The organism is Arthrobacter sp. Marseille-P9274, assembly GCF_946892675.1.
Taxonomy (GTDB): domain Bacteria; phylum Actinomycetota; class Actinomycetes; order Actinomycetales; family Micrococcaceae; genus Crystallibacter.
In genome coordinates, this window is record NZ_CAMPOV010000001.1 from 2,478,350 (window position 1) to 2,495,422 (window position 17,073).

Annotated in this window: 14 protein-coding genes; 7 read left to right on the top strand and 7 right to left on the bottom strand. The window is 68.5% G+C overall.

The genetic code is table 11. From position 1 onward, the window contains the following. Position 1: 1 nt before the first annotated feature. From OC550_RS11400 to OC550_RS11420, 5 genes are all read right to left on the bottom strand, one after another. Positions 2–715, bottom strand: coding sequence for a hypothetical protein (locus tag OC550_RS11400; protein WP_262105887.1), 714 nt, complete (start codon positions 713–715; stop codon positions 2–4). After that, a complete protein-coding gene (locus tag OC550_RS11405) occupies positions 712–3,858 on the bottom strand; it encodes a Tox-REase-5 domain-containing protein (RefSeq protein ID WP_262105888.1) in 3,147 nt (1,048 codons plus the stop codon). The genes OC550_RS11400 and OC550_RS11405 overlap by 4 nt, the downstream gene beginning before the upstream one ends. 54 nt (positions 3,859–3,912) lie before the next feature. Then, complete coding sequence (locus OC550_RS11410; protein ID WP_262105889.1) at positions 3,913–4,296, bottom strand: DUF6507 family protein; 384 nt, start codon at positions 4,294–4,296, stop codon at positions 3,913–3,915. Between the two features lie 54 nt (positions 4,297–4,350). After that, complete coding sequence (locus OC550_RS11415; RefSeq protein WP_262105890.1) at positions 4,351–4,656, bottom strand: pore-forming ESAT-6 family protein; 306 nt, start codon at positions 4,654–4,656, stop codon at positions 4,351–4,353. Positions 4,657–4,732: 76 nt separating this feature from the next. Beyond that, the gene (locus OC550_RS11420) at positions 4,733–5,068 is read right to left on the bottom strand and encodes a hypothetical protein (protein WP_262105891.1); all 336 of its coding nucleotides are present in this window, start codon (positions 5,066–5,068) and stop codon (positions 4,733–4,735) included. Positions 5,069–5,362: 294 nt separating this feature from the next. Here OC550_RS11420 and OC550_RS11425 point away from each other — a divergent pair, with 294 nt between their 5' ends. Genes OC550_RS11425 through rarD form a run of 7 tightly spaced genes read left to right on the top strand, consistent with a single transcriptional unit; the run spans position 5,363 to position 14,578 of the window. Further along, on the top strand, positions 5,363–5,665 hold the full coding sequence (locus tag OC550_RS11425) for a hypothetical protein (protein ID WP_262105892.1): 303 nt from the start codon (positions 5,363–5,365) through the stop codon (positions 5,663–5,665). 5 nt (positions 5,666–5,670) lie between these two features. Continuing rightward, positions 5,671–6,996: a type VII secretion integral membrane protein EccD gene (gene eccD / locus OC550_RS11430; RefSeq protein WP_262105893.1), complete on the top strand. Its 1,326-nt coding sequence runs from the start codon at positions 5,671–5,673 to the stop codon at positions 6,994–6,996. A gap of 52 nt (positions 6,997–7,048) precedes the next feature. Beyond that, positions 7,049–8,035: a MinD/ParA family protein gene (locus tag OC550_RS11435; protein WP_262105894.1), complete on the top strand. Its 987-nt coding sequence runs from the start codon at positions 7,049–7,051 to the stop codon at positions 8,033–8,035. A gap of 2 nt (positions 8,036–8,037) precedes the next feature. Then, positions 8,038–12,051 (top strand): type VII secretion protein EccCa, encoded by a 4,014-nt coding sequence (gene eccCa, locus OC550_RS11440; protein ID WP_262105895.1) that lies wholly within the window; start codon positions 8,038–8,040, stop codon positions 12,049–12,051. After that, entirely contained in the window at positions 12,041–12,460 is a 420-nt protein-coding gene (locus OC550_RS11445; protein WP_262105896.1) for a hypothetical protein, read from the top strand. The genes eccCa and OC550_RS11445 overlap by 11 nt, the downstream gene beginning before the upstream one ends. Further along, positions 12,457–13,467: a DUF6177 family protein gene (locus OC550_RS11450; RefSeq protein ID WP_262105897.1), complete on the top strand. Its 1,011-nt coding sequence runs from the start codon at positions 12,457–12,459 to the stop codon at positions 13,465–13,467. The genes OC550_RS11445 and OC550_RS11450 overlap by 4 nt, the downstream gene beginning before the upstream one ends. 19 nt (positions 13,468–13,486) lie before the next feature. Next, the gene (gene rarD, locus OC550_RS11455) at positions 13,487–14,578 is read left to right on the top strand and encodes an EamA family transporter RarD (protein WP_262105898.1); all 1,092 of its coding nucleotides are present in this window, start codon (positions 13,487–13,489) and stop codon (positions 14,576–14,578) included. Positions 14,579–14,615: 37 nt separating this feature from the next. On the opposite strand, the gene OC550_RS11460 is transcribed toward rarD, so the two are convergent. Both OC550_RS11460 and gabT read right to left on the bottom strand, forming a co-directional pair. Continuing rightward, entirely contained in the window at positions 14,616–15,500 is an 885-nt protein-coding gene (locus OC550_RS11460; protein ID WP_262105899.1) for a universal stress protein, read from the bottom strand. Between the two features lie 169 nt (positions 15,501–15,669). Next, entirely contained in the window at positions 15,670–17,055 is a 1,386-nt protein-coding gene (gabT, locus tag OC550_RS11465; RefSeq protein WP_262105900.1) for a 4-aminobutyrate--2-oxoglutarate transaminase, read from the bottom strand. Positions 17,056–17,073: the final 18 nt, after the last annotated feature.

Genomic DNA, 17,073 nt, shown 5'->3' on the forward strand with positions numbered 1-17,073 from the left:
ACTAACGCGCCGGGGCTTCAAGCAGCGAGCCACTGTTCTTGAGCTGTTCCCATACGGACAGTGCCGTCGACTCGTCGTGCGGCACGCTGCGTATCAGGAATCCTTCACCCCAGGGTTCGATCACTGCGTTGTCCGGCGTTGCAGTCGGAGCCATCCGGGACTGGGCAACCCAGGTAGTCAGACCCACGGCAGGAAGGGCCGAGGCCGGCCCCTGCGCACGGTTGAGCGGGCGTGTCAGCAACGCCGCATAATCCGGTTCCCAGATCTGTGCGAGGCCAGTGACGATAGCGTCGGCCTGCGCGAAGACGTCCGACTCAATGTCGGTGCCAACGCCAAAATTCAGGACACAATTGTTTCCTATTGCACCTTGGCTGCCCGCTGTCACTTTGAAGATGGCGTAGGGTTCGTCGTCCTGTTCGTAGGGCCGGGACGTCGCCAACGAAGGGTGGTAGCCTAACCGCTCTTCAGGCGTTCCGTCGTCCGCACGAGTGACGGACTTAATAACGTACTCCTCCCACTCGCCAGGCGTGGCAGGAGCCGGAGTCTGCTCATGCATTCTGAGCCAAGTGCCTGCAAGGACGCCGTGGAGCTTGGAGAACAGAGCGACCGTTGATGCCATGCGCGTGGCGATAGTGGCAGCGGATTCATGACGTGCCCCCCACCGCAACCGCACGAAAACGTGGCTCTGCTTCTGTATCGCCGAAATCTGCGTCATGTTTCCCACCTTACTGATTCCCTGTGCCCGTTGATCGGCACGAAACGGACGTCAATGGGCAGGCCCTGGTCTTCCACCGCGTCGCGGAAGAGTTCTGCAATATCTTCATTACGTGTGAATACCCACTCGAGCTTTGCATCCGGCGCCAGATCCGCCAGCGCATTGAGCTGGCGGGCTGCCTGGTTCTCCACCCACTTCTGGATCTGGCTCAGCAGGAGCTCAGGTTTCTTCAGTTTCTCGACAAAGAAGCTGTAGTCGCCCTTGATCTCCTGGAACACCTCGACGGGCGGATCACCGCGGAACAAGTGGCCGTCGAAATCGACAGGGCGCTTCATGTCCGGATGCTCGACGACGTATTCCAGCAAATGGCCGTTTGACAGCGGTTGCACACCGGACCCGAAGACCTGGTCATCACGACCGCGTACTGCCCGGGAGATCTCCTGCCACTGCCCAGGCCCGTTGTCGCGGTCACCCGGCATGGGTTGGTCATCGAGAGGCCGGCCGGGGCCAGGCAAGTCAGCTGACGCATGAGCGAGGGGCCCTGCGGAATCGGCACCGGGGCCGATTGGACGGGAGGGAACGTTCCCGGTGTCCATGCTGCTCACACTGCGCCACACACCCTGGTCGTAGTCGAAAACACCTACCAGGACTTCCTGACCGGCGGCGTTGATCTCCCACATTTCGGCGCCGTCGTTGAATTTCGCTCCGCCTTGGGAGCCGATCGCAACTTCCTCCGGAATCAGGGTGCCCCGGTCGGACGTGCTGCCGGTGAATCCGTGGCCCATATTGGGATTCGGATCCCGGTTGGGGGCGGGTTCGTCATAGCCGCCGCCATTACCGTAATGAGGATCAGCACCTCGCTGGGCGAGTTCGTCTGCCAACCGGCCGTCCGGAACCCGGATGTTGTCCAGCCCCGATTCGTCGGTGCTAAAGCGCACAGCATAGACAGGCCTGGAGTCGTCGGGAAGGTAGGCCCTCTCTTCCCTGGGTTTGTGAGCGTCATAGTCCAGCCTCAGACCATCATGCACATGCGCGGGCGTGTTCAGGCTCGCGGTATGTTCAGCCCGCGAGATGTATCCGGCGGTACCGTCCCGGAACCGGTAGGCCGGATCGAACATCTGCAAGGCGTGATCGTGCGTCATGACCTTCTGGTAGAGCGTCTCCGTGGTTCCCGCTGGGATGGACCGGCGCACCTCCCGCAAGGCCAGCAAGTCGTCAGTGGAAAGATCCTGGACCTCGGTCTTGACCACCCGATCCAGCCAGGCTTTGTCCTTGCCCTGCTGATCGAGTGCCCCCCGCACATCGTCCCAGGCGTCCGCCTGGCGCAGGTTGGACAGGTTCGTGGTCACCTTATGCTCGGTGCCGTCCGGGAACCGGACGACACTCGGGTTGCCTTCGGCGTCGCGGATCAGTTCGCCGGCACTCCGTGTTCCCGAGGAATCCGTTCCGGGAACAGGGTTAGCCGTGCCGCCCGCCGGGGCATTGCGGTCTCCCGAAGCCCCCGCTTCCGGAGTACTGCCGGTCGAAGTGGGATTGTCCCCCGATTCCGGGACGTTCGAGGCAGCGCTGTCCGTATCCGTGGCGGGGCTGTTGGGCTTCCGTGCGGCCCCGTCCGAATCGGCATGGCCGGCCGATCCCGCGCTGCGCGAAGCCGCGGAGTCTGTGTCCGTGATGGCTGTGGTCCCGCGCGCCGGAGCGGGGTTCGTGTCCGGCGTAGCAGTGGTGCCGCTTCCACGCAGGGGATGGGTATCGGTTCCCGAAGTGCCTGTGGTGCGGACCGGCGTGGTGTCCGGGGCCAGGCCGCTGTTGGGCCGGGAGGGACCTTCCGCGTCGAAGCGGTTGATGAGGTTGTCGATCCGGGTGCTGACCGGACCCGGGCCGTGACCGGTGGTGACCCCGGCGTACGCGGGACGGGGACCGGAAAGGGTGTTGCCGACGTCGTTAATGAAGTTGTCCACGCGGACTGCGGCAGGTGCCATCCGGCCGAGGGTGACGCGGGCACTGTCGGTCGCGAAGTTGATGGTGTTGACCTTGAGCGCGGACCCAAGGTCGAGGACCTTCGTGGTCAGGCCTGCCGTGCGGGACAGTCCGGTCACGTTGACCACGGAGCCGATCTTGCTGCCCGTCTGGCCGATGCGCGTGACGGCGGAGGCGACCGAGCCGGTCTTCGCCACGGCGCCGCCGCCGGCGGTGAGCAGGATCGAGGCCAGGTCGAAGGTCGTGGCGCCCGCGGCGTAGGCCGGATCGCGCTGCCAGTCGTCCCAGTGGATGGCTGCCTTGCCGACGGCAACCAACCGTTCCCCCGCCTGGTCCGCGATGCGGCCATTCCCCGTAGCGCGCAGGGCGACCTGGGCGACCGGGGAGGTTACGATGGCGACGTCCAGGGCGAGCTGGCCGATCCCCTTCCACGTTGCTGAGAACGTGTCCATGTCCGTGAAGTTGACCATGTTCCACAGGCCGGTCACGGTGCCGGTGATGCCGCTCCAGACTCCCTTGCCGAACGAGACAACACCGTCCCAGGCGTCCCGGTACCAGGGCTTGTCCCATTCCGTGGGCTCTCCCCAGGGGATGTGGCCCTCACCGGTGGCTGCGTCGAGCTGCTCGGAGGTGTAGCCGTAGGCGACCTGGTTGGCGCCGGGCCCGTCCTCTGTGGTCAGCACGTAGGAAGGACCGCCGAAGAGGCCTGAGATGGCGCTGGCGCAGGCGCGTTCGGCCGCCATGTGGTCCTCGACCAGCGCGTTGGCGTCCTTCAGGATCTGGTTGTCGTCATTGACCAGGTCCTCGTCCTTGCGCCAGTCATCGCCCTCGTCGGCGATGCGCGCCCGGACGGACAGCCAGTCACTGTACAGGGCGTTGTAGCGCTGTTTGGCCTCGCGCGCCCACTCGGCATAGGTATCGATGGCGTCCGCGACCGAGTTCGAGTCCTCGAGCACCGTGTCCGCCTCGGTGAGGACCCGGTTGAACGCCGAATGGACCTGCCAGTCCCCCGGCCCCTTGTAGGCCGTGGCTGCGCCCTGCCAGATGCTGTGGGATTCCGAAGCCGCGGACTGGATGCCTTCAGCCTTGGTCCGGAGCTTGCCGGCGTGCTGTTCGAGCACCTCGGCGTCGGGCAGCGGAGGAAACTCAGACGGGTTCCAGCCCATGGGTCTTTACCTTCTTCTTGGTCTCAAGCTCAGGGGGTCGGGACGGTGCGTGGCCTACTGCATTTGCGGCTGGGGGCCGCGCAGCGTGGCGCGGGGCGGCGCGGGCTCCGGGACGTATTCGTCATTGGCCCTGTCCTGGGCGGCACGGACCGACTGTGCCATGGTGGAATCCCCGGCGACGATGGCGTTCACGGCCTCGGTCGTCGAATTCAGGGCCTGGGCGCTCCGGCCCTGCACCTGCGTCATAGCGGCCTGCAGCTTCTCCTCGGAGAGGCTGACGAGGGCCTCCCCGACGATCTGCGACTTCGACGCCTGGATCAGCGAGGAGACCTCCGCTCCGTAGTCCTCGAACAGCTGCGTGTACTTCTCCACCTGCGTCTGCACCCGGGTCAGGATGCTGTTCAGGGAGCCAGTGTCGAGATCCCAATCCGCTGCCATCTATACCTCCGGTCATGGCGGGGGCGGCTCCTTGGCCGCCCCCGGGGCTGCTTGCTAGCCGATGTTCTGGACGGCGGCCCGGGCACGGGCGCCGGTGTTGGCAGCGGTCTGGTCGTTCTGCTCCATGGTGCTGCGGACCAGGCGGATGATCTCCTTGACCTCGCCGGCGGCGTTCTTCCAGCGGTTTTCCACGTGCTGGTACTCCTCGGAGACGCCGTCGGCCTGGTAGTCGGACATGGCGGCCGCAACGGCCTTCTCACGGTCGGCGATCAGGCTCTCGAGACGCCCGACGATGGACTGGATCTCGCCCTGGACCTGGGCGGAGACGTTGGTGTCGTACGTGAGGCGATCCTGGGACATTGCTGTTCCTTTCAGAGGGCGGCGGTGCGCTGGGCCCGCCTGCAAAGCATGGATGGAAGAGGTGCGGACAGCAGGGTCAGCGCGAGGAGCCGAAGTTGGCCGCGTCGAAGTTGGCGGATCCCTGGGCCTGCGCGGCGTTGTCGGCTGACTCCTGGTCGCCGGTGTGGAAGGCGGTGTCCATCTCGCTCTGGCCGGTCAGGATCGCGGCGAGCGCGCCGTTGAGGTTGTTGGCGATTTCGTCCGCGCGCGACTTGAACTCGTCGAACTTCACCCGGGCCTGGCCGTTGAACTTGCCTTCCAGGGGTGCGACGGCGTCCACAAGGTTGCGGACCAGCTGGCCCAGGTCCTCGTTGGAACCGCCGGTCTGCGAAGTCAGCTGCGACAGGGTCTGTGATCCCATATCGAATTTCATTGTTACCACCTTTGCGGGCGCACTGGCGCTCTAGTTTCGGTCTGGTTTATCGTTTCCAGAAGTTGCCCGCAGTTGGCCCTTCCAATCATGCGGAGGGTCTGGGGCTGTCGGCCTCTTCAATCAAAGCGCAACCGGCCAAATGTCTGCAAGGACCGGCGATGGGGAGAACTACCCACCCGAGCCCCCTCGGCACAATACTGTCGGCCGGAGGTGACATGATGGAAAGCGCCGGCCCTCCTTGCCGCTGGCGAAACCTTTCCACATGCTGAGTCAGCGACCAACGAGGAGTCCTGGGTGGCCAACGATTACGACAACCAGCTCATCGAGTCCGTCGTCGTCCGGCGCAACCGCATCACCTCCGCCCTGCTGTACGGGGAAAACCCGCATCAGCGGCGCTGGATGGACAGCGTCAGGCTGTTCCTGTTCAGCATCGCGTTGGCCGCGCTGATCGCGGCCATCTGTGTCGGCTACTCCTTCATCAGCAACCTGCTGGCACAGCAGCGCGCGGAACAGCAGCAGCGCCAGTCCGCCGCCATCGAGCTGCAGCAATCTATTGGATCCGGGGCCGAGCCCCTTGAGTTCTTTCCGGGAGCCTGACCGCAATGCCCCTCGCCCTCACCCGCGTCACGCTGATCGGCGACAGCCGGCATCTGGACCTGCTGCTCCCCTCCGAAGAACCCGTCGGCACGCTCATGCCGCAGATCCTGGACCTGATGGCAGACTCTCCGCGGGACAATGTTGCCGCCAAGCTCCTGGTCCAGGCGTCCGGCGAGCCGCTGGCGGAACAGCAGAGCCTGGCGGACCACGGAGTCACCGACGGCAGCAAGCTCACGCTCTTCAGCGCATCGGACGCCCCTCCGCCGGCCGTGGTCTACGACGTCACCGACACCGTCGTGGAGCAGACCGAGGCCGTGACCGGCCGCTGGGACGAGCGCTGCCGCCATGCGGCCGCCGGTGTGTTCGCCGCGGCAGGCAGCTGGGCGGCCCTGGAAATTATTCTGGCCTCCTTCGCGGCAGCGCAATCGTGGTGGATCCTGCTGGCCTTCGCCGTCGTGCTGCTGGGGTCGGCCACGGGCTTCGGTGCCCGGTCCCGGCGCAGTGTCGGGCTGACCGTGGCCGGGACCGGCTGGCTGTTCGGGCTTGGCGGCGTGCTGCATCTTCCCGCCACCGCTGAGATCCAAGTACTGGTCCTCGCAGGACTGTCCCCCGCCGCGTTCGCCGCCGTCGGAATGGTGCTGGGCCGCTCCCGGGCCATGTTCGGCGCGGCCGGCACCCTGATAGCGCTGTCCGCCGCCTGGACGGCCAGCGGGTATGTTAGCGGCACTCCCGTACGGACGGCTGCGGTAGCCGGAATCCTCAGCATCGTCGGGCTGGGCCTGCTACCGAAAACGGCCCTCTCCCTCTCCGGCCTGGCGACCTTGGATGACCAGCGTTCCCAGGGCCGGTCCATCCGCCGGACCGATGCGCTGGCAGCCATCCACGACGCCCACCGCACCCTCGCCGTCGGAACCGTCCTGGTGGCGGTCTCGCTCGCCGCGGCGATGTGGCTGCTGGGCTCGGATACCGCTGATCAGGCCTGGACCCTGCCGCTGCTGGCGGCGCTGGTCCTGGCCACCGCGCTGCGCGCCCGGTCCTTCCCCTTGGCCGTCGAGCGGCTTGCGCTCTACGCGGCCGCTTCGCTGGGCGTGGCCGCCCTAGCGCTGTCCGCGGCCCGGCTCATGGCCGGATCCGAATGGCTGGTGGGCCTGCTGCTGCTGGTGGCCGCCCTGGTCATCGGCACAGCCCTCACGCTGCGGCTGCCGGAGCATTCGGCTGCGCGGCTGCGGCTCGCAGGCAACCGTTTGGAAACCATCGCCATCCTGGCCACCGTGCCGCTGGTGCTGGGGCTCTTCGGCCTCTTCGCCCAGCTGCTCACCAGCTTCTCGTGACCGCGGTGCGGTCCGTCTGTCCCGCCCCATTCCGTCCGGAAGGATGCCCCCAGTGACCTACGATCCGTGGAGCCCGCAGCCCGGCCCGCAGACCCGGCGCCAGGCCCAGGCCCTCGCCGCAGCGGAGCGCGGCGGCGGTTTCGAATCCGCCGCGGAGGCATCCCGCCGCCGGCTTCGCACCCGCCCCGGCATGCCGGCCGGCCGGCGGTTCCTGCGCCAGCTCACGGGCCTCTTCCGTTCCGACGATTATTCGCAGCGGCTGATCGCGGCGGCCGCCGGAGCGCAGGACCCGGTCTCCACCGGGCGCAGGATCGCCGTCATCAGTTCGCGCGGCGGGTCGGGCAAGACCACGACGACGGCGGTCCTCGCCTCGGTCTTCGCGTCCATGCGGCAGGACGCCGTGGCGGCCGTCGACATCGACCCGGGCCTGGGCTCGCTACCCCTGCGGCTGGGCCTCGATTCTGCGCCGTCCCTCGATGTGCTGGCTTCCGCCGTCGTTAACAAGGCGCCGGAGACGCGTGACGAGCTCGCCGCCCAGATGGCGTCCGCGGGCGGGAACCTCTTCGCGACCGGCTCCCGGCTGTGGCATCCCCGGGCGGATTCGGTGGCGCTGGACCGGGCGCTGACCAGCATCAGCCGCTTCTTCCCCATCACGCTGCTGGATTGCCCGACGGGGATCAGCCATCCGGACGCCGTCTGGGCCGTTAAGGCAGCGCACTCGGTACTGCTGGTGGTTCCGGCGACCGTGGCCGGGACCCAGGACGCGCTCGTTTACCACCAGGCCTGGCAGCAGGACCCGGCGACCCGCGAGGTCCCGCTGCTGGCCGTGGTGACCGGCACGGATTCCGATGCCCCGCTGGACCCGGTGCGCGAGGCCGTCCGGCTCGGCCGCGACGGGCTGGACGCCATGACCCTGCCCTATGACCGGCACCTGGCCGCCGGCGTGGAGATCGACCTGGCCCTGCTCGCGCCGCAGACCCGGCTGGACGCGACGGCGCTGGCCTCGCGCGTGCTGCGGGCAGCCAACGGGAACCGCTGACCATGGGCGTGACACTGATCCACCGACCCGCCCGGACCACCGCGCCGGCCCGCAGCGCCGAACCGTATGCCTTGGACGCGCCGCCGCCCGTGACCGACCGGCCGGGCGGCATGAACATGATGTCGCTGGTTCCGCTGCTCGGCGCCGGCGCATCGATGACCGTGATGATGCTCTTCCGCGGTTCCTCGCTGGCGGCCGTGGGCGCGCTGATGATGATCGTGACCATCCTCGCGTCCATCGCGCTGATGATCAGCCAAAAGGGCAAACAGGCCCGGCAGGGCCGTGAGCAGCGCGAGCGCTACCTGGAGTACCTGGAGCGGGCGCGGACCGAGCTGCGCAACGACGAACAGCGGGCGATCAGGGTCGCGCGCATCGCCAGCCCGCCGCCGTCGGCCTTGTTCGACATCATCCGCAACCCGAAGCGCCTGTGGGAGCGGCGCCGGCGCAACGAGGATTTCCTGCATGTCCGGCTGGGCAGCGGGGAACGGCGCAACCGCGACATCCGGGTCAACGATTCCTCCTCCAGCCTGCAGCAGAGCGACACGTTCATGACCACGGAGCTGGAGATCCTCCGGCAGCGGTTCGAGTCCTCCCCCGAGCTGCCGCTGACGGTCCCGCTGGATTCGGCCGGCAACGTCAGCGTGGTCGGCTCCCGGGAGTTCGCGCTGGACGTGTGCCGGAACCTGCTGGTGGAAGCGGCCGCCTTCCATTCGCCCGAGGACCTGCACATCGCGCTCTCCGTCCCCGAGGACCGTTACGGCGACTGGGCCTGGGCGACATGGCTGCCGCACCTGGCCGACCAGTCCAAGACCCATGCCACCGGTCCGGTGCGGCGTCTCGCGCCGTCGCTGGATGCGCTGGCCGATGTGCTGAAGGACGATTTGCAGGGCCGCTCTACCAAGGCCGCGGAGGCACGGCAGAACCACCTCAGCCGAAGCGGAGGCGGCGTCGGCAGCGGCATGCCGCGGCTGCTGGTCATCGCGGACACCTACGGCGCGGAACCGCAGGAGCTGGCCCTGCCGGAGAAGCACTCGGCCCCGGGCCAGCTGGGCATCACCGTCATCTACCTGGCGGAGAACCGCGGATCCGAGCCGGGCGAGGTCAGCATCCGGATCAGCGAGACCGGCACCGGCCCGGGCGCTTTCGCGAGCCAGAACTACCGCGAGGATCCGGTCGAGCCGCTGACCGAAGAGGGCACTTTGGACGAGCTGCCCGTGTCCACGGCGGAGGCCCTGGCCCGCGAGCTGGCCCCGCTGCGGCTTTCCCCCGACTCGCTGGAGCACGACAGCTCCGAGAGCTCGACGGACTATCTGGAGATGCTCGGGCTGTCGAAGCGGCTGGACGCCGAGGACATCCGCCGGCTGTGGCAGCCGCGCGGCGAGATCGATTTCCTGCGGGTGCCGCTTGGCCCGGACGACCGCGGCAAGCCCGCGATGCTTGACCTGAAGGAAGCGGCCCAGTTCGGCATGGGCCCGCACGGGCTCTGCGTCGGCGCCACGGGCTCCGGCAAGTCCGAGATGCTGCGCAGCCTGGTGCTCGGCCTGCTCGCCACGCACTCGCCCGAGGTGCTGGCGATGGTGCTGGTGGACTTCAAGGGCGGCGCGACGTTCGCCCCGTTCGAGGGCGCCCCGCAGGTCACCGGCATCATCACGAACCTCTCCGACGACCTGTCGCTGATTGAGCGCGTCTACGCCAGCCTGAACGGCGAGATCCTGCGCCGCCAGGAACTGCTGAAAGCCGCCGGCAACATCGCCAACATCACCGACTACCAGCTGCACCGCCAGGAGCGGCTGGCCCGCGGGGAGCAGATGGAGCCGTTGCCCCACTTGGTGGTCATCATCGACGAGTTCGGCGAACTGCTCACCGCCCGGCCTGACTTCATCGAGCTGTTCCTGTCCATCGGCCGCATCGGCCGATCCATCGGCGTGCACCTGCTGCTCAGCAGCCAGCGGATCGAGGGCGGCAAGCTGCGCGGGCTGGACACCTACCTGTCCTACCGGATCGGGCTGCGCACGCTCTCCGAGGCCGAGAGCCGCACCGTCCTGGACACCCCGGACGCCTTCCACCTGCCGCCGGCGCCGGGGTTCGGCTACCTCAAGGTGGACACCACCACCTACACCCGCTTCAAGTCCGGCTACGTCTCCGGTCCGGTGGATGTGGAAGAGGACGACGACGAGCCGCAGGCCGCCGAGCCTTTGGTCATCCCCGCCCCGCGCTACGCCGCAGTGCTGGAAGCGCCGCCGTCGTCCGCCGCCGGGAAAAAGGCTGGTTTGAAGACCAAGGCCTCCCAGCGCACCACCGGCCCGACGGTCATGTCCACGCTGATGGACACGTTGCGCACCTTCCCGCGCTCGGTGCAGCCGATCTGGCTGCCGCCGCTGCCGCAGGGCATCGCGCTGGACAAGGCCGCCGGTTCGGCCGCGGTGACCAGCCAAGGCATCCGGCTGGCCAAGGGCGGCAACCTGCGCGTGCCGATCGGACTGCTGGATGATCCGGCAAAGCAGTGGCAGGGCCTGTGGGAGCTGGACCTGAACAACGCCGGCGGCAACGTCATCATCGTTGGCGGGCCGCAGTCGGGCAAGAGCACGGCGCTGCGCACCATCGTGGCCAGCCTGGCGCTGACGCACGGCCCCGCCGAGGTCGGCATCTACGCCGTCGACCTGCTGGGCAGTTCTCTGCTGCCGCTCGAGGGCCTGCCGCACGTGGGCGGCGTGGCCGTCCGCACCAACCGTGAGGTGGTCCGCCGGACGATCGAGGAGATCGCGGCGATGCTGACGCTGCGCGAGCAGGTCTTCGAGCGGTACCAGATCGACTCGCTGCAGACGCTGCGGCGGATGTGCGCCAAGGGCATGATCCCCGAGCTGGCCAGCGCGGACATTGTGCTGGTGCTGGACGGATACGGCCAGCTCAGCGACGAGTTCGACGACATCGAGAAGCAGGTGCATTCGATCATCTCGCGCGGCGGCGGCTACGGCATCCACGTCATCGCGACCTCGGTCCGCACCAACGAAGTGCGCATTGCGCAGCAGAGCTTCTTCGGCAACCGGATCGAACTGCGGCTGGGAGATCCGGCCGAATCGGCGTTCGGGCGGAAACTGGCAGAAGGCATCAGCGCGGACCGGCCCGGGCGCGGCCTGATGGACCAGAAGCTGATCGGGCACATCGCGCTGCCGCGAATCGACGGGAACCCGGATCCGGATACCGCCGTCCAGGGCATGCGGGACCTGGTGGCCGCGGTGGCCGCATCCACGGACGGCCGCGCGATGCAGGTCCGGGTGCTCCCCCCGCTGGTGGACGCCGCGACGGCCCGGATTCCCGCGCGGCAGGGCAGGATTCCGCTGGGCCTGCGCGAGACGGATCTGGGCGCCGAGTACCTGGACATGCATTCGAAGGACCGGCACCTGGTGGTCCTCGGCGACGAGGGCGCCGGAAAGTCCAACCTGATGCGCTCGGTCATCCGGTCCCTCTCCGCCCAGCACGGACCCGAGGACCTGGTCTTCGCGGTGTTCGACCCGCGCCGGGGGCTGGCGGACGAGGTGCCGGAGGCATACCTGGGCGGCTACGCCACGAGCCCGGCGCTGGCGGAGCAGCTGGCTGGCGCCGTCGCCACCGAACTGGACAAGCGGGTCAACGGCAACACCGATGCCGGCGCGAAGCCGCCGCGGGTGGTCCTCCTCATCGACGACTATGACGTGCTCACCGCCGGTGGCTCCTCGCCGCTGAGCCGCCTGGTGCCGTACCTGCCGCTGGGACCCGAGATCGGCCTGCACGCCGTTCTCACGCGCCGCGTGCGCGGGGCAAGCCGAGGCATGTACGAGGCCTTCTTCATGTCATTGCGGGACTCTGGCAGCACCGGAATCCTGATGTCCGGCGACCGGGGCGAGGGTGCGCTGCTCAACGGGATCCGCGCGCGTGCGCTGCCGCCGGGCCGGGCCCAGCTGGTGCAGGCGGGCAAGCCCGTAAACACGGTACAGCTCTATTACCACAGCACGGGAGAGGAAGCCGATGAGCTCTGATTGGACCGTGGTCAGCCTCCGCGAACCGGACCAGCTGACCATGATCGAGGCCATGGTGGCGGCCGTGCCGGACCTGAACGTCCGCCAGGCCGCGGACGATTCCCTGCTGGAGCTGCTCGATGACGCGGACGAGCTTCAGCTGGCCATCGAGCTGCCGCGGCTCATCCGGGTGCCGCAGGAAGTGACGCGGCTGCTCGCCGGGGCAGAAATCTCGGCCGTGCCGGGCACCGCCGTTCCGGCCGTCTTCGCCCCCGGCAGCGGGAACCCGGCGGACCAGCCGCTCTGGTGGCAGGAGATCCATGTCCGCGACGGCGCCCCGCAGGCATCCGTCCGGGCGGAATCCCTCTCCCACGAAATCGCCCGCCGTTGCGACGGCGTCGTGGCCCTGCCGCAGGGTGGCGGCGCATGAGCCACGAATCCGCCTTCGATTTCCGCAGCGCCGGCACCGGCGTGGTGTTCCAGGACAAGCCGCTGGCCACCCTCTCCCCCTGGTTGGCCAAATCGCGCGCCGCCGCGGCCGCGGACGCCATGCAGTTCGTCCTGGTCACGCCGAGCTCCACCGCGGTCAGCCTGCCGCTGGGCTTCATGCTTTCCGAACCCGGCTGCCAGTGGCTGGCGACCACTGCGGACGGCACCTTCTTCGACGGGTTCACCGGCCGTGTGCACCACTGGGACGGCACCGCCTTCCAGCCGCTGGATGAAATCGGGGAGGACTTCCTGCTCACTCCGGCGCTGCCCGGCGGCCTGCTCCACGTGCGGGCGGAAACCGTGCATCCGGCCAGCCATTCCACCCGGATCGGCGGCTTTACCGAGCAGCTGTTCATCGAACTCACCGGTGCCCCGCCCACCGGATGGGGTGTGGCCGAACCCGTCAGCGAGCCATGGGACGAAACTGCAGTCACCGCCCACTGCTTCGATCTCGCCCCGGAGACGGCCTTCCTGGTGGTGGTGGGGCACGCCCGGGTCGGCACCGCGGCGCCGGCAATCGCCGTCGTCACTGTGGAACGCTCCGCGGTCGGCGTCCACGAAAGCGTCGAACTGCTGGTGGAGAGCCCGGAGCCACTCGACGCCGCGGCGCTGGATTCCTTCAGCGCGCGCATGCACCGGATCCATGCCCGCACCGCCGTACTGGGGCACGCCATCGCCTTCAGCAGCCTTGCCCGGCCCGCCCGTTTCACGGGAGTATCCGTGCCCGCGTGTGCGGTCTTCGGCCCGGAGTCCCTGCGCGACTATGGTGCCAATGCCGCACTGGCCGCGGCCGGACCGCGCGCCAGGCTGATCGGCGTGGCACCGGCCCAGTCGCTGGCGGTGCAGTACCAGCAGGAGCCGGACGGGGGCCGCCACCCATTGGAGGAATGGGCTGCGCTATGCGCGCGGCTGGCCGGAGAACCGGGACTGGCGGACGAACTGGAATAGCTCCGCGGGAGGTGATGTTATGAGCCTTGTGCCCCATAACGACGGCGTCAGCGCCTCCCTGCCAGATCCCTCCGTGACCGCTGCGGCGGCTGCGCCTGCTGCAAACGTAGGTGCGGAGGCGGGGCCGGCCGCCGATACAGGTCCGGCCACGGAGCGACCCTCGGCATCGCAACCCGTCGCCGCCAGCCGCAGAAAGGGCCGCCGCCCGCGCAGCGAAGACAGCGTGGGCCTGGCCTTCGGACTCGCCGCCTACGGCATCTGGGGCATCCTGCCGCTGTACTTCGCCACGTTGGATCCCGCCGGGCCGCTGGAGATCGTGGCCAACCGGATCGTCTGGTCCCTGCTCTTCTGCGTGCTGCTGATGACGGCGATGCGTAGCTGGCGCCCCTTCCTTGCGGCCATGCGCAACGGCCGCATCCTGGGGATTCTGTCGCTCGCGGCACTGCTCATCGCCATCAACTGGTTCACCTACACGGTGGCCGTGCTGAGCGAGCGCACCGTGGAAGCCTCGCTGGGGTACTTCATCAACCCGCTGGTGTCCGTGCTGCTGGGCGTCCTGTTGTTGAAGGAGAAGCTGCGCCGGGCGCAGTGGGCCGCGCTCATCGTCGCCTTCATCGCCGTCCTGGTGCTGGCCTTCGGCTACGGCAACGTCCCCTGGCTGTCGCTGGTGCTGGCGCTGAGTTTCGGTTTCTACGGGCTGGTGAAGAAAAACGTGGGCGCCAAGGTGGATGCGGTCTCCAGCCTGAGCGTCGAGACGCTGGTCCTGACACCGGTCTCCATCGCAATCATGGGCGTGCTGATGGTCCAGGGGCAGGCAACGCTGACGGACAACGGTCCGGCGCACTTCTGGCTGATGGCTGCCGGCGGCCTGATCACCGCCCTGCCGCTGCTGTTCTTCGGGGCGGCCGCCCGGCGGCTGCCGCTGAGCACCGTGGGCCTGCTGCAATACCTGGCGCCCCTGCTGCAGTTCATCACCGCACTGTTGGTCTTCCACGAACCAATGCCCCCGGAGCGCTGGGCCGGCTTCGCCCTCGTCTGGCTCTCGCTGGTCATCCTGACGGCGGACATGGTGGTGGCCTACCGCAAGGCACCCCGCCCCGCCGCCGCGTGACCGCCGTCGTCCCGTGACCGGACGGCGAGGACGCCAATCAGACGTGCGGCACCCGCCGCTCCCCCGCCCCGTGATCGTGGGGACGCGGCACAACGACCATCGGCACCGGCAGCGCCCGCAGCACCTTCAGGGCCGTGCTGCCCAGGAACAAGCGGTTGTGCTGGGCGAGCCGGCCGGAGCCGATGATGACCAGTTCCCCGTCCTCCCAGTCCAGCGAATCGATGGCCTGCTCGATGCTCCGCCCGTGCGCCACGGTCACCGTCGCCGTCCCTTCCAGCAGCTTCGAGGCCGCCTCGGCCAGCACGGAGTTGGCGTGCACGTGCGCCTGGTGGATGGCCTCGCCGGAGTCGGAATGCTCATGGGTGTCGAGCGCGACCAGGGAGACCAGGCGCAGCGGCAGCCCGCGGCGGGAAGCGGCGGCCACGGCGACGTCCCGCGCCGCCTGTGCGCCGGGCCGGTCACCAATGAAGGCCGTGAGCCGCGTCAGCGGTCCCTGGTTCTGGTAGCCGCGCGGGGCAAGTGCCACCGGCACGGGCGAGGCGTGCAGCAGGGCGTTGGCGACGCTGCCGATCGTGAAGCGCTTGAAGACGCCGGACGAGGCGGCGCCGATGACGATCAGCGCGGCCTCGTCCTCCTGCGCGGTCTTGATCAGGCCCTCGGAGAAGGAGTCGGCGTCCACCACGCGGAAATCCGCGTCGACATCCGACGGCACGAGCTTCAACGCTTTCCGCCGGGCGTCCGTTATCTCCTGTTCGCCGGCCCTGATTCGGCGGCCGCGCGGCTGGACCGACACGAAGGGCGCGTTCTCCGGAACCACGAAGACGATGTCCAGCCCCACCCCCTGGGCGCGGGCGATTGCGACGCCCAGCGCGACTGCATCAGCCCCGCGCTCATCCGGCTGGTATCCGACGACATAACGCATGAGTCATTCCCCCTCGCGGCATCTGGTGGAACAGACTCTACCGTCAGGCTGCCGACAAAGCATCAGGTCAGCGGGCAGCAGAAAGGGGCAGGAGCACCTATAACCGGTGCTCCTGCCCCTCGCGATCGTTCCGCCGAACGGCCCGGTCGGCCGCGTTCGGAACGGCCCGTTAGGCCGCTTCGCGGATGGCCGCTTCCAGCACGTCCAGCGCGTCGGCCAGGAGCTCGTCGCTGATCACCAGCGGCGGGAGCAGCCGGACCACGTTGCCATAGGTGCCGCAGGTCAGGATCACGACGCCGGCCTTCAGGCACGCGTCGGCGATCGCCTTGGTCGCGGCGGCGTTAGGCTCCTTGGTGGTGGCGGCGGTGCCGGCCTGGACGAACTCCAGTGCCAGCATGGCGCCGCGGCCGCGCACCTCGCCGATGATGCTGTTCTCCCCCAGCTCCGCGGTGAGCCTGCGCAGCCGGCCCATGACCTGCTCCTCGATGGCCCGGGCGCGGGCGTTCAGGTCCTGCTGCTCCATGGTCTCGATCGCGGCCAGTGCGGCTGCACAGGCCACCGGGTTGCCGCCGTAGGTGCCACCCAGGCCGCCCGGGTGCACTGCGTCGAGCAGGTCGGCGCGGCCGGTGATCGCGGACAGCGGCATGCCGCCGGCGATGCCCTTCGCCATGGTGATGATGTCCGGGACGATGCCCTCGTGGTCGGAGGCGAACCAGGCACCGGTGCGGCAGAAGCCCGCCTGGACCTCGTCGGCGATGAAGACGACGCCCTTCTCCTTGGCCCAGGCCGCCAGCGCCGGCAGGAAGCCTTCGGCCGGGACGATGAAGCCGCCCTCGCCCTGGATCGGCTCGATCAGGATGGCGGCGACGTTCTCGGCGCCGATCTGCTTCTCGATCATGGTGATGGCGCGGCGGGCGGCGTCCTCACCCTTCAGCTCCGTTTCCTCCCGGAACGGGTAGCTCATCGGCACCCGGTAGATCTCCGGGGCGAAGGGGCCGAAGCTGCCGGCCGGGCTGGACTTGTAGGGGTTGGCCTTGGCGGTCAGCCCCATGGTCAGGTTGGTCCGGCCGTGGTAGGCGTGGTCAAAAGCAACGACGGCGGTGCGGCCCGTGGCCACGCGCGCCACCTTTACCGCGTTCTCCACCGCTTCGGCGCCCGAGTTGAACAGCACCGAACGCTTCTCGTGGTCGCCCGGCGTCAGCTGGGCAAGCTTCTCGGCCACGGCGATGTAGCCTTCATAGGGGCTGACCATGAAGCAGGTGTGCGTAAAGTGCCCGACCTGCTCCTTGACGGCGTCCGCCACGGCCGGGTCGGAGGCGCCGACGCTGGTCACGGCGATGCCGGAACCCAGGTCGATGAAGGAGTTGCCGTCGACGTCCACGATGATGCCGCCGTCGGCGTCCGCCACATAGACCGGAACACTGGACGCCACGCCGCCGGCGACAACCTTCGCCCGGCGGGCCGCAAGTTCCGCGGACTTCGGGCCCGGGAACTCGCCGGTGATCCTGCGCTTCTGTTCCAGCCGGTAGGTCCGCTGGGTTGTCTGCGTCGTCATCAGAGTGCCTTTCATGCA

Coding starts and splice junctions, on each gene's coding strand:
- OC550_RS11405 (WP_262105888.1), bottom strand. CDS start 3,858: ATGGGCTGGAACCCGTCTGAGTTTCCTCCGCTGCCCGACGCCGAGGTG.
- OC550_RS11410 (WP_262105889.1), bottom strand. CDS start 4,296: ATGGCAGCGGATTGGGATCTCGACACTGGCTCCCTGAACAGCATCCTG.
- eccD (WP_262105893.1), top strand. CDS start 5,671: ATGCCCCTCGCCCTCACCCGCGTCACGCTGATCGGCGACAGCCGGCAT.
- OC550_RS11400 (WP_262105887.1), bottom strand. CDS start 715: ATGACGCAGATTTCGGCGATACAGAAGCAGAGCCACGTTTTCGTGCGG.
- OC550_RS11450 (WP_262105897.1), top strand. CDS start 12,457: ATGAGCCACGAATCCGCCTTCGATTTCCGCAGCGCCGGCACCGGCGTG.
- OC550_RS11460 (WP_262105899.1), bottom strand. CDS start 15,500: ATGCGTTATGTCGTCGGATACCAGCCGGATGAGCGCGGGGCTGATGCA.
- eccCa (WP_262105895.1), top strand. CDS start 8,038: ATGGGCGTGACACTGATCCACCGACCCGCCCGGACCACCGCGCCGGCC.
- OC550_RS11445 (WP_262105896.1), top strand. CDS start 12,041: ATGAGCTCTGATTGGACCGTGGTCAGCCTCCGCGAACCGGACCAGCTG.
- rarD (WP_262105898.1), top strand. CDS start 13,487: ATGAGCCTTGTGCCCCATAACGACGGCGTCAGCGCCTCCCTGCCAGAT.
- OC550_RS11415 (WP_262105890.1), bottom strand. CDS start 4,656: ATGTCCCAGGATCGCCTCACGTACGACACCAACGTCTCCGCCCAGGTC.
- gabT (WP_262105900.1), bottom strand. CDS start 17,055: ATGACGACGCAGACAACCCAGCGGACCTACCGGCTGGAACAGAAGCGC.
- OC550_RS11420 (WP_262105891.1), bottom strand. CDS start 5,068: ATGAAATTCGATATGGGATCACAGACCCTGTCGCAGCTGACTTCGCAG.